Origin of the sequence: Chitinophaga sp. (genome assembly GCF_035538455.1) — a bacterium.
Classification (GTDB): Bacteria; Bacteroidota; Bacteroidia; order Chitinophagales; family Chitinophagaceae; genus Chitinophaga.
In genome coordinates, this window is the sequence record NZ_DATLKJ010000177.1 from 18,634 (window position 1) to 31,344 (window position 12,711).

General features: G+C 46.2%; 13 protein-coding genes. 6 read left to right on the forward strand and 7 right to left on the reverse strand.

From position 1 onward, the window contains the following. Window positions 1-27: 27 nt before the first annotated feature. Both rpsU and VM802_RS21230 read right to left on the reverse strand, forming a co-directional pair. Entirely contained in the window at window positions 28-225 is a 198-nt protein-coding gene (gene rpsU / locus VM802_RS21225; RefSeq protein WP_325534312.1) for a 30S ribosomal protein S21, read from the reverse strand. A 71-nt stretch (window positions 226-296) separates the two neighbouring features. Continuing rightward, complete coding sequence (locus tag VM802_RS21230) at window positions 297-1,049, reverse strand: XRE family transcriptional regulator (RefSeq protein ID WP_325534314.1); 753 nt, start codon at window positions 1,047-1,049, stop codon at window positions 297-299. Window positions 1,050-1,157: 108 nt separating this feature from the next. Between VM802_RS21230 and VM802_RS21235 the strand changes: the two genes are divergently transcribed. Further along, window positions 1,158-1,604 carry a hypothetical protein gene (locus VM802_RS21235; protein ID WP_325534315.1) on the forward strand — a complete coding sequence of 149 codons (447 nt, stop codon included), beginning with the start codon at window positions 1,158-1,160 and terminating at the stop codon, window positions 1,602-1,604. A 100-nt stretch (window positions 1,605-1,704) separates the two neighbouring features. On the opposite strand, the gene VM802_RS21240 is transcribed toward VM802_RS21235, so the two are convergent. After that, a complete protein-coding gene (locus VM802_RS21240; protein WP_325534317.1) occupies window positions 1,705-2,373 on the reverse strand; it encodes an SdpI family protein in 669 nt (222 codons plus the stop codon). 324 nt (window positions 2,374-2,697) lie between these two features. On the opposite strand from VM802_RS21240, the gene dinB reads away from it, so the two are divergent. Genes dinB through VM802_RS21260 form a run of 4 tightly spaced genes read left to right on the forward strand, consistent with a single transcriptional unit; the run spans window position 2,698 to window position 7,836 of the window. Next, on the forward strand, window positions 2,698-3,906 hold the full coding sequence (dinB, locus tag VM802_RS21245; RefSeq protein WP_325534319.1) for a DNA polymerase IV: 1,209 nt from the start codon (window positions 2,698-2,700) through the stop codon (window positions 3,904-3,906). Window positions 3,907-3,910: 4 nt separating this feature from the next. Further along, entirely contained in the window at window positions 3,911-6,862 is a 2,952-nt protein-coding gene (locus VM802_RS21250) for a DNA polymerase III subunit alpha (RefSeq protein WP_325534321.1), read from the forward strand. Between the two features lie 42 nt (window positions 6,863-6,904). Beyond that, window positions 6,905-7,357 (forward strand): Xre family toxin-antitoxin system antitoxin, encoded by a 453-nt coding sequence (gene parS / locus VM802_RS21255; RefSeq protein WP_325534323.1) that lies wholly within the window; start codon window positions 6,905-6,907, stop codon window positions 7,355-7,357. Between the two features lie 17 nt (window positions 7,358-7,374). Then, entirely contained in the window at window positions 7,375-7,836 is a 462-nt protein-coding gene (locus VM802_RS21260) for an RES family NAD+ phosphorylase (protein ID WP_325534325.1), read from the forward strand. Window positions 7,837-7,997: 161 nt separating this feature from the next. On the opposite strand, the gene VM802_RS21265 is transcribed toward VM802_RS21260, so the two are convergent. The 3 genes from VM802_RS21265 to VM802_RS21275 all read right to left on the reverse strand — a co-directional run bounded on the left by VM802_RS21265 (window position 7,998) and on the right by VM802_RS21275 (window position 10,795). Then, the gene (locus VM802_RS21265) at window positions 7,998-9,317 is read right to left on the reverse strand and encodes an aspartate kinase (RefSeq protein ID WP_325534327.1); all 1,320 of its coding nucleotides are present in this window, start codon (window positions 9,315-9,317) and stop codon (window positions 7,998-8,000) included. 80 nt (window positions 9,318-9,397) lie between these two features. Beyond that, complete coding sequence (locus tag VM802_RS21270; protein WP_325534329.1) at window positions 9,398-10,471, reverse strand: Ldh family oxidoreductase; 1,074 nt, start codon at window positions 10,469-10,471, stop codon at window positions 9,398-9,400. Between the two features lie 9 nt (window positions 10,472-10,480). Further along, complete coding sequence (locus VM802_RS21275) at window positions 10,481-10,795, reverse strand: DUF3467 domain-containing protein (protein ID WP_325534331.1); 315 nt, start codon at window positions 10,793-10,795, stop codon at window positions 10,481-10,483. Between the two features lie 247 nt (window positions 10,796-11,042). On the opposite strand from VM802_RS21275, the gene VM802_RS21280 reads away from it, so the two are divergent. Continuing rightward, the gene (locus VM802_RS21280) at window positions 11,043-11,300 is read left to right on the forward strand and encodes a class I lanthipeptide (RefSeq protein ID WP_325534333.1); all 258 of its coding nucleotides are present in this window, start codon (window positions 11,043-11,045) and stop codon (window positions 11,298-11,300) included. 69 nt (window positions 11,301-11,369) lie between these two features. Here the strand turns inward: VM802_RS21280 and VM802_RS21285 are convergent, their stop codons facing one another. Beyond that, complete coding sequence (locus VM802_RS21285; RefSeq protein ID WP_325534335.1) at window positions 11,370-12,704, reverse strand: SusD/RagB family nutrient-binding outer membrane lipoprotein; 1,335 nt, start codon at window positions 12,702-12,704, stop codon at window positions 11,370-11,372. Window positions 12,705-12,711: the final 7 nt, after the last annotated feature.

Consider the following 12,711-nt stretch of genomic DNA (forward strand, 5'->3'; position numbering starts at 1 on the left):
GCCACCCCTTGGAGGGGTAAGACAAAATTAATCTTCTAATTTACCAGAAGCCAGCTGTTGTTTGTAAACGGCTTTCAATACCTCATTACGACGTTTAACAGATGGTTTGGTATAAGACTGACGCGCTCTCAGCTGCAGCAGAATGCGAGCTTTTTCGAACTTCTTCTTGTATTTCTTAAGCGCTTTGTCTATGTTTTCGCAATCTTTAGAATCAATTATCAACATAATTTTTGCCTCTTATTTTTAGGAACGCAAAGATATTATAAGATTTGATAAAAACCAAAAGAGGATCAAAATTAATCTTTCAGTTTCTTTTTCAGCAGGCTTACCTGGTCCTGCAGATGGCTCACCATATCTGCCAAATGATTGACACTCATACGGCTCTGCTGACCTGCCTTGCTGATGACAGCATCTGATTGCCAAAGTTCCAGCACATCTTCCATCTCCACCGGATAAGGTTCAAACTGAGGATTGTCTGACACCAGGGTAATCCTGGATTTACTGCGGTTACTCTTCAACACACGCTTAAAAACAATCCCTCCACGGGAAGTGACCACTATATAAGTTTCATTATTCTTAATCTCTTCCCAGCCATCTATTTTATGACAGACAATTACAGAACCCGAAGTGACTGGCAACATCGAATCTCCGGCTATTTCAAATGCACGGTAATCCCCGGCGCCCAGCATAGGCAACGTAAAGGTGTTCAGCTCCTCGATGAACTCATCATCGTTATAACCAGCCAGGTAACCGGCGGCAGCCTTAACCGGCACAAACTGGATGGCCTGACGGGAGCTCCCCAGCTTCTGCTGGCGGCGTTTCTCCAGGAAACTATCCTTCTGTGAGCCGAGATCACGACGGAGCAGATCATCAATAGAAACACGGAACATATCACTGACCTGTTCCAGTACCTCCGTTCGCGGCTCTGCACGCTCTTCCTCGTATGCACCCAGCAGTGAACGCTTGATGCCCAGTTTATCGGCAAACTCTTGCTGCGTCCAGCCTTTTTGCTTACGCAGGTATTTCAAATTCTGGCATACTACGGACATAACCTAAATAATTTAGTACCTTGCTAACAAAATTAGCAATTATTTTTATAAATTCCCAAATATATTCGAGACGCTTCACTTATTTTTGTCCGGTAAAATCAACTTATTATGTTACTTATACATTCGTTATTAAGGTGGGCAATAGTACTTGCAGGGATATGGGCTGTTATCCGCGCACTGAAAGGCGTTAACGGGAAAACACCCTTTACTGGTGCCGATAACAAGGCAGGGCTTTTCTTCATGATTTTCTTTGACCTCCAACTCCTCGTAGGTCTGGCATTGTATTTCTTCTTCAGCGATATCGCTAAAACAGGCCTCGCTGATATGGGCGCTGCCATGAAAAACTCCACCCTGAGATTTTTCACAGTAGAACACGAAACGCTGGCCATCCTGGCATTCATACTGGTACATGTTGGTAAAGCCAAAGTAAAGAAAGCTGCCTCCGATGCCCAGAAACATAAACTGGCGCTGATTTTCTACGGTATTGCATTGCTCCTCGTGCTCATCCTAACACCCTGGCCGTTCCGTGCCGCACTGGGCAAAGGCTGGATATAAACATTCCAATACACCAACTTCATAAAATACAATGGCGGCCTTGTCAGAGCCGCCATTATTTTTTTATCGATTGACCACTATAATAATTGCTGGTTTGTCGTTACCCTTTATCCTTGTTGTACAAACGGAATGAGTAAATATACGGTAATGCCGCCAATATTACTGATACAAATATAACAATGAAAACACCTGTGACCAGCGGCAGAAAAAAACCTGATATAATAATTACAATACCAGTACTTAACCATAATGTACTGGCCATGCGATGCGTCTCCTTCCATATATCACTGCTCATTAGCGTCCATGGAGTTCTGATCCCTACATAATGATTAGGCTCCAGCTTCCGCAGATAATACCCAATGCCGCCTATTAGCACTCCTACCCCCAGAAATGCCCAACGCTCCATTACAAAAGACCGGCCCTGGCTTACCATAAATATGATGATACAAGTGAAAACTGCCATGCAAATGTGGATCAGGAAACGTATACGGTAATAATCCCGCTGATCAATGTTAGGTGTAGTGTAGGAAGACTCCTCCGTTCTGGGGATATATCGGAACAGAAAATAGACAAGGGCATTGGTAAAAAACAGGAAGATCATCAGCAACAGAAATTCACTTTTCCCCCCTACCCGCTCAGGAATCCCGCCTGCATTAAAATTAGTGGGGATAATGGCTGGCAGACTATTCCAGACGATGGCAAGATAAGCCATAGGAAGGATCAACAGGGCCAGAATCAGTAATTCATTAGTTATGATAGGCTTTTTCATGGAACCACAGTTTTAAAATGAACATTCCTCAACAGCATCCTTCATTTCCATCGTCCTTATCTAACTACATAATACATGCCCGTTATGTTGTAACAAAGTTACTGAAATTGCCAATGGGGATAAAAAACGTTGTTTATATTACTAATTTATTTAGTAAAACTAAAAATATTAGTATCTTAGCACTCCAAGCCAAAAAGTGATTCCGGCTGGCAGACCCTGTTTCACTACTATCCCCGCTGGTTCTATCCCACGGCCTGCCATCCGCATCGCTTCCGGCTCTACAGTCACCTTATTGCCCTATGCCCGGCAGTAAACCTTAAGTTTATGATTGCGTTGCAACAACGCGCTATCGCGCATTTTGATCTGGACTGCTTTTTTGTATCGGTAGAATGCCAGCGGGATAGCCGGCTGAAAGGAAAACCATTGCTCGTAGGCGGCAGCAGCGACCGTGCTGTGGTAGCCGCCTGCAGCTATGAAGCCCGGCGCTATGGCATACATTCCGCCATGCCCATGAAAACAGCGCTGCGGCTTTGCCCTCACGCTATCATATGCCGCGGCGATATGGAAGCATACAGCCGCAAATCCAGAGAAGTAACAGACATCATCGCAGACAATGCCCCCTTGTATGAGAAATCATCCATCGATGAATTTTACCTCGATATCTCCGGCATGGACAAATATTTCGGCTCCATGAAATGGACCACCGAACTGCGGGAAAAAATCATACACGAATCAGGACTCCCCATTTCATTCGGCCTCGCCTCCAACAAACTAGTATCAAAAGTAGCCACCGACGAAGCCAAACCCAACGGACAAATGGAGATCTCTTTCGGCAACGAAAAAATTTTCCTTGCCCCGCTGGCCATCGAAAAAATTCCAATGGTAGGCCGCGAAACCGCTGCTCAGCTGCGCCGCCGTGGCGTCGAAACAGTGAAAACACTCAGCGAAGTACCCATCACACTGCTGGAAGCATGGATGGGCAAGAACGGCATCTCACTGTGGAGAAAAGCCAATGGCATCGATGAATCTCCCGTAGTTCCCTACTATGAACAAAAATCCATCTCCACAGAAAGTACATTTCCCGCAGATACTATCGATATGGAATTTCTACACGCTGAACTGGTACGCATGACAGAAAAAATCGCGTTCGAATTACGACAACAGAACAAACTGACAGGCTGTGTCACCGTGAAGATCCGTTATTCCGACTTCGAAACGGTCACCAAACAGATGAGCATTCCCTACTGCTGCTCCGATCATACACTACTGGAAAAAGTAAAAGAACTCTTTAAAAAACTATACGACCGCCGGCAGCTCGTACGGCTAATAGGCATACGTTTCAGTCACCTCGTACAAGGCAATTACCAGATCAGCCTGTTCGACGACAGCCAGGAAATGATTGCATTATACCAGGCAATTGACAGCATCAAGAACCGCTTTGGATGGGAATTCCTGATGAAAGGCACCAACGTACCACTTCCGGGAAAAACGAAACAGCCTGAAAAAGATATTCTGCCATACTATAAAGGTTAGTCACATGTATCTCAACTGTAAAACATTTTTCAGCCTGCGGTACGGCACCATGCATGTAGAACAACTACTGGAACTGGCGCATCAGCAGGGCATTACCTCCCTGGCACTTACCAACATCAATAATACTTCCGATGCCTGGGCGTTTGTGGAAAAGTGCCGGGAGAAATATATCAAACCTATACTGGGACTGGAATGCAGGAATGAAAGTGATTTCAGATATATCCTGCTGGCACGCAATCAGGAAGGCTGGTACAACATCAACCGGTTTCTCTCTCATCATCTTCATCAACAGATACCTTTCCCTGAACAGGCGCCTGCACTGGATCATACCTTTGTTATTTATGCCTGGGGAAGCCGGACCGTTAATGAACTACTGCCACATGAACTACTGGGCATAAAACCCCGTGAACTCAACAAACTGTTCAGAGTAAATACTGCCGCCATCAGTGATAAACTGGTAGTGCTCCACCCTGTTACCTTCCAGGATAATGATCATTATGAACTTCACCGCCTGCTGCGCGCAATAGATCAGAATATCCTGATCACCCAACTGAAACCCCATACTGCCGGGCATCCCGGCGACAAGTTCATTCATCCCGCCAACCTGGTAGCATTGTTTGAACAACATCCCCATATTGTGGAAAATACATTGCGCATCATGGAACAATGCCACATCGAAACAAAACTGCATATTCCACGCAATAAAAAATGTTTCACCAACAGCATAGAAGAAGACAGACAGATGCTCCGCCAGCTCGCACTGGAAGGGATGCAGTACCGCTATGGCCCCAATCATACTACAGCACTGCAACGTATAGAAAAAGAACTCGACATCGTTGCCCAACAAAATTTTGAAGCCTATTTCCTCATCACCTGGGATATTATCAAATTTGCACAGCGACGCGGCTTCTTCTACGTAGGACGCGGCAGTGGCGCCAATTCCATTATTGCCTATTGCCTGAAGATCACTGACGTAGATCCGGTAGCGTTAGATCTCTATTTTGAACGGTTTCTGAATCCCTACCGCGCTTCCCCTCCGGATTTCGACATCGACTTTTCATGGCGTGACCGCGATGAAATCATCCAATATGTTTTTGATAAATATGGCGCAGATCGTACCGCACTACTCGGTACAGTAACCACATTCCAGACTAATGCCGTTATTCGTGAGTTGGGAAAGGTTTACGGCTTGCCTAAAAAAGAAATCGACAAAATTCTGGAAAACGGTTTCGATATCCGGCTGGATGGGGATGATATACAACATAAGATCGCACACTTCAGCAAACTGATGGACAAGGACAAAGCATTCCCCAATCATCTCAGCATACACGCCGGCGGCATTCTCATCAGTGAAACGCCTATACATCATTACTGTACTACCTATCTGCCGCCCAAAGGCTTCAGCACTGCACAGCTGGACATGTTGCAGGCAAAAGCCATCGGCCTGTATAAGTTTGACATCCTCAGTCAGCGCGGCTTAGGTCATATAAAGGATGCCATGGATATCATTGAAGAGAATAAAGGTATAGAGATAGATATTCACAATGTAAAAGCCTTCATGGAAGATCCGAACGTGAGACATAATCTGAAGAATGTGAACACGATCGGTTGTTTTTATATAGAATCACCGGCCATGCGGCAGTTGTTGCAGAAGCTGCAGTGCGACAACTACCTCTCCCTCGTAGCGGCCAGTTCCATCATACGCCCGGGAGTAGCGCAATCAGGTATGATGAAGCAATATATTCAGTCTTATCGCAACCCGGACAGGGTTACTTACCTGCATCCTATTCTCGAAGAGTTGCTCAGTGAAACCTTCGGTATTATGGTATACCAGGAAGATGTAATCAAAGTAGCCCATAAATATGCCAACATGGAACTGGCAGATGCTGATACCCTGCGCAGGGCGATGGCAGGGAAATACAGAGGCACCAGCGATTTTGAGAACATCCAGCAACGTTTCTTCCTCAACGCGGCCAAACTAAATCGCCCCCATGATGTTACGGTAGAGGTGTGGCGGCAAATTGCCAGCTTCGCCAATTTCTCCTTTTCCAAAGCACACTCCGCCAGCTTTGCTGTAGAGAGTTATCAGAGCCTTTACCTGAAAACCTATTTCCCCGCTGAGTTTATGGTAGCAGTGATCAATAACTTCGGCGGTTTTTACGACAGAGAGCTGTATTTCCGGGAACTGGAAAAAACCGGGGCAAAAATATCCCCCCCTTGTATCAATAACAGTGACTACTATACGAAAATTAAAGGCACAGATGTATACGTAGGACTGATTCACATAGAAGGACTGGAACAAACACTGGCAAATCGCATACTGGAAGAGAGAAAAGCCACCGGCCCCTTTCTTCACCTGGAAGATTTTACCGGCCGGCTGGCGCCAGGCGCAGAGCAATTGGAGATACTGATCCGCATTGGCTGTTTCAATTTCACCGGTCAAAGCAAAAAAGCTTTACTGTGGAAAAGCAGCCTGCTGGTTAAACAGAAAGAACCAGGCAACACACAGAGCATATCATTATTCAGATCCGGTCCCGTTTCCTGCGAGTTACCTGAACTGGCTCATCATGAACACGAAGATGCTTTTGATGAAATAGACCTGCTGGGTTTTCCCCTCAATTCTCCATTTGATGTACTGGCTCATGATCAATCTTCGTATACCCCTGCCCGTGAGTTCGGTAATTACATCAATCAATCTGTTGTCGCCCTCGGATATCTCGTTACCACTAAATCCATGCGCACATCCAAAGGAGAGCCAATGTGTTTCGGCACTTTCCTGGACAGAGAAGCCGCTTTTATAGATACAGTCCATTTTCCGGAGAGCTTGCGGCGATATCCCTTTCAGAAGAACGGGTTTTATATTCTTCATGGAAAAGTAGTAGCTGAGTATGGCGTTCTAACACTGGAAATCAATGAAATGCGGAAAATCGGATATTTTGAAGATAAAAAGTTATAAATCGGACAAAATGTTCTATTTTTGTGTCAAATGTCGGGTATTATGAAACATATTAAAGGATACCATGTGCAGGAGAATGCATTAATGATCATTGAAGAGCCAGGTGCGACCTATGTGGCCGGCCACGGGTACTTCGAATATATACAGCTTTCCCGCAGCGGGATTATCAAAAGAGCCCTGCTGAACCTGAGTAGGCAGTTATCATTTTCACTGGCGGAGCTGGCACAGGTGTTACACATTTCAGAAAGAACCCTGCAACGCTACTCAGACGACGCCAAGCTTTCCGCAGACACGTCAGAACGGGCTATTTTGCTGTCACAATTGTACCAGAGAGGCACCGAAGTATTTGGTAACCTCGAGAATTTCAAAGAATGGATGAGAACTCCATTACCTGCCTTCAACTATCAACTCCCTATTTCGCTTTTAGACACTACTTTCGGCTTTCAACTCATTCTGGATGAGCTGGGCCGGATTGAACATGGCCTATTTGCATAATTAACGATTTCTCCCTCATGGACGTATACAGGATCAGTAAGTGCGCTTACATCAATGACCTGAGCGGAACCGGTGCGCGTCTTTATGGTGGCCGCTGGAACAGCCCGGGACATGCAATTGTCTATACAGCCGGTAGCAGAGCTTTATCTGCGCTGGAAGTGCTGGTGCACATTCCACTGAAAAATATCGTGCAGGATTTCTGTATCGCTACTATTCATATTCCGGATGATATTACCATCAAGGCAATGGCCAAACAGGATCTGCCCTCCGGATGGCAGTCACTGGCTCCGGATCCTGAGTTGCAGTGTATTGGCGACGAGTGGATCGAAACCTCCAAATATGCCGTACTCAGGATTCCTTCCGTGGTAATACCGGAAGAGTTCAACTATCTTATTAACCCTTTGCACCCAGAAGCAGAACGGATCACGATTACCAACATGCAGCCCTTTTTGTTTGACCAACGTCTGAGCAAAAAGTGACAGTGATTTATTTTGATTCTTTTGATTGTCCTGATGAGTGAAGGCTACAGATACGAACGGAGAATAATAAAGATAAAAGCGGAAGGCACATTTAGAATCAATCTAAATGGGCCTTCCGCTTTTATTTTCGCTCATCAGGACAATCAAAAAAATCACAAAAATCACAGTCCGAAGAGACCTTTATTCAGCACCTGCAATGTTTTTGTTTTATACTGACCATTAATGAGGATAGAAATGTTATGCCTGCTGCCACCATAGGAAATCATACGCAAAGGAATCTCGTCCATGGCAGAGAAAAGCCTGGTGATGATAGAAGGCGTAGCGGCTACTTCGTTACCCACAATAGAAACGATAGTCTGGTTATAATCCAGTTCAACAGTACCGAAAGGCTGCAGTTCTTTCAGGATCTGATCCAGGTGCTGCTCATTATCAATCGTAAGAGAAACGGCCACTTCAGAGGTGGTGATCATATCGATCGGTGTGCGGTACTTTTCGAACACCTCGAAAATCTTACGCAGGAAGCCATAAGCCAGCAGCATGCGGCTGGACTTGATCTTGATAGCAATGATACCATCTTTTGCAGCTACCGCTTTAGCACCGCTGCCATTGGGCAATTCAGTGATAATTGTGCCTTTAGCTTCAGGCTGCATCGTGTTCAGCAATTTCACCGGGATGTTGAAATGCTGCGCTGGCCATATAGAAGCAGGGTGAAGGATCTTAGCTCCAAAGTAAGCAAGTTCCGCAGCCTCATCAAAAGACAACTGTTCGATCGGGAACGTTTTATCCACAACACGCGGGTCGTTATTATGCATGCCGTCAATATCCGTCCAGATCTGGATTTCGGCTGCCTGGATCGCTGCCCCGATAAGAGATGCTGAATAGTCGCTGCCACCACGTTTCAGGTTATCCACTTCGCCCCTGGCGTTACGGCAGATATACCCCTGCGTAACAAAGATCAGCTGGCCCTTGTTGGCATTGATCAGATTACCCAGTTTAATCTTGATTTTCGGAATTTCGGGCTCCTCATATTCGTCAATGCTCATGAAATCGAGCGCTGGCAACAGCACTGCCGGGATACCCGTTTCTTCAAGATAAGCTGAGAACAGGCGGGTAGACAATAATTCGCCCTGGGCGAGGATGTCTTTATTCAGTGCCTCATTGAAGGAGATCTTCAGAATAATATTCAGAAATTCGAAGTGTTCATCAACAATGACCTTGGCATTGTTACGGCCGGCCTCAGTTCGCACCAGTTCATCACAGAAAGAGCGGTAATGCTGTTCCAGCTTATCTATCTGCTGCTTGGCCTGTGCCTTCTTACCTTCCGACAATGACTGGCCAATTTCTACCAGGGCATTTGTAGTACCCGATAATGCAGACAATACCACAATTTTTTGGTCCTGATCCTGTGTGATCAGCTGTGCTATTGACTTCATACGCTCTGGTTTTCCCACGGAGGTTCCACCAAATTTTAACACTTTCATCTGAGTATATTTATTTTTAGCTGGCTACCTGAAATCCTGCATAAGCCTTATTCCGGGCGGTTTATGTGAATGAATGAATTTTAAAAGTTCAGATTGAATTTTGTAGCGACGTCCTTCATATCCTTCACCACTGGCGCTAAAACGGGGATACCGTCCTGCAACCGCTGATGATACATTTCCCTTTCCGGATCTCCCGGGATCAGCACTTGTTTTCCGGCCACCGGCGTGGCATTTCTGAAACGGTTGATCCAGGTATCCATGTGCGTTTTAAACTCATCTGCCGGCCTGAATGCATCTACCCGCATAGCGCCGAAGAAATGTCCCAGCCCTTCCCCGACAGGATCGGGGGCCAGCGGAAGGAAACTTACAAACGGAGGCGCCCACGGGCCATAATTAGCACCGGAAAGAACGGCCGAAAATATATCAACAATTGCTCCCAAACAATACCCTTTATGGCTTCCGTGCTCACGGTCACCCCCCAGAGGCAGCAAAGCTCCCCCATCCTTGAGTTCATGCGGGTTGGTACTTGGGTTACCATCTTTGTCCTGTATCCATCCGGAAGGCGCTTCCTGGTTTTTACGCTGCAGTATTTCCAGTTTGCCATTCGCCGCAGTGGTGGTAGCAAAATCTGCGACAAAAGGCGGTTGCTCCTTGGCCGGTATAGCCACAGCGATAGGATTAGTGCCCAGCATACGTTCTTTGGCGAATGTCGGCGCCACCAGCGGGCTGGCATTGGTCATAGCCATGCCGATCATATCATGTTCCAGGGCTTTCATTGCATGATAGCCCGCAATACCAAAGTGATTGGAGTTCTTCACACTCACCCATCCGGTACCTACTGCGCTCGCTTTCTGTATCGCTACTTCCATCGCGTAAGGCGCCACCACCAGCCCCAGGCCGGCGTCGCCGTCAATTACAGCAGTACTGGGCGTTTCGTGAACAATACGGATATTGGGTTGAGCATTGATACGCTTGGCCTCCCAAAGGCGCACATAACCAGACAAACGCGCGATACCGTGCGAATCGATTCCTCTGAGATCGGCTGCCAGTAATACTTCACTGGCCAGTTTCGCATGCTCAAGCGAGCAACCCATGCGGATAAACACCTCTTTGGTAAACTCCCACAGGTGATGATAAGAAAAGCGCTGTTCCATGCTGAAAAATTAAGCCTGTGCGGTAGGTCCACCAAAATTCATGGGTAATGAAACCGGCTCCTGATCCTGAATAGTACCATGAACAGATTCATATTTCTTGATATTGTCAAGCATTGCCTTCATAAAGCGCTTGGCATGCTGAGGAGTGAGTATTATGCGGGACTTGACTTTTGCTTTAGGCAGGCCAGGCATCACATTTACAAAATCCACCACAAATTCTGCATTGGAATGGGTAATAATAGCCAGATTAGCGTATTGACCTTCTGCAATTTCTTCATTCAGTTCGATATTGAGCTGATTCTGTTCTTCATGCTGATTTTCCATATTGAAAGATTTAGCGGTACAAAAATAGAAAAAGAGGGCTCACTTGGCCCTCTTTTTACTAATTAATATTAACCCGACCACTATTTTATCCTGTTTTGCCAGTGTTTTCAATATTGTCGAGCGCTGAACTTTTTTTGCAGGGAGATAAAAAACATTTACTTTTTTGTTACTGACAGGCTTTTCACCCACAGCTCCAACCTCATTTTTCCTTCGCCAGTCTATTAATTAACCTGATAAACATTCCGCCATGAAAGAAAAAAAGTTTTCCAAAAAGCTGCTGCTTGACAAAAAAATCATTGTTAATCTCAATCATGATGAGATGAGATTCGTAAACGGCGGCGTAGATGTAAAGGATACCATACAGGCAAACGGTCCTTGTATGGGCTCCGGCCAATGCCCAACCGTGCAGGTACGTTGTAACATGGGCACCTTATACGAAGGCTGCTCCCAGAACAATGTATGTACTACACCTGCTGTCTGCGGTTATTCCGTACATCCGCTGTGAGACGCAGTCCCTGAAAATGAAAAGCCCGCGAATAACCGCAGGGCTTTTCATTTTCAATATCATCTGTTTTTATTGATCCCACCACATTTTTGTAGTCAGGGAAATGCCGGTGGGCACATTGGCCAGATTGTAAGACAGTTCTGACTGCGGGTAAGGGAAACGCCTGGGAATTTCCACTCCGGGATTTTTAGAGGTCAATACCGGATAACCAGTACGGCGCCAGTCTGTGAATGATTCTGATTGCAGATACATAGCATAATACTTCTGCGTCATGATCAGTTTCAGCTTGTCTTCGTTTGTTGCAGCAGCATCGAAGCTCACCGCTGGTTTGCTGAGATAGCTGCCCGGTGTGGCTTTCACCATTGCAAAAGAGCCAAGTACGCCAGCTTCATAGTAGGTCTTTGCTTCTGCAACGTGACCAAGACGTATGTGCGCCTCCGCCAGGATAAAATTCACCTCATAGTTTGTCATGAGCAACACGGGTGATGCTTTGTCATCGTAGAACCCACCCGGCAGATACTTGGCCACACGGGGATCGCTCAACGCCTTCATCTGGGTGATCAGGAAAGAGTTGTCATACTCAACATAACCTGTACGCTGTGCATTAAACTGCTGAATAGGGTTGGCTCTTGAGGGATCGTTCAGAAATGCAACGGTAGCTTCTTCGCCAGCCTCTATCAAGCCTCCTGCTGCATTTGCAGCTGTTATCACCTTCTGAGCTGCTCCCGCCGGATCTTTCTTTGTAAGATGGATAAGATTACGCAGACGGAATGAATTGGCAAACTTGATCCACAACGAACTCTCACCACCATAGATCACATCATTGCCACCAGGGAGAGCACCCGGCTGCGGCTGGTTCAGATCTGCCAGTGCAGATGTGAGCAGCCCATCAATGGTTGTATAGATGTCCTGTTGCTTGTCGAACTTAGCTTTGTATTGTCCCGCTATACCTTTGAAAGCATCACTGTATGGTACATCTCCCCACATGTCGGTGGTCGTTCCGAGTATATAGGCCGTAAGTATTTTACTCACGCCATTGTAGAAGTACCATTTCTTAGGTTCTGCGATTTTCCGCAATTCCCCCAGGTCGTTCAATGTCCCCTGGTATATGCTCGCCCACGCGTTTGTAAAATTATCCGCCACTAGCTGGTATTGCTGATAGGATTCGAACTGCTGGCTGGCGCCATCTACCTGGTTGGTAAGCACACCTGCTGCAAGAGAAAAGTCTGCGCCGCCGAGCACAAACCCTGCTGTAACTTCCGCGCCTGTTAAAATAGCGGCTGGAGGGGCGTCCACCGGGTTATCAGGATTAGTATTAACATCGAGGTATTTTTTACAACCCGAGCCAATGGTTAAAAACAAAGCGAAACTCGCAACGGCTATTGCTTTATTTATGATAGTCATAATTTTC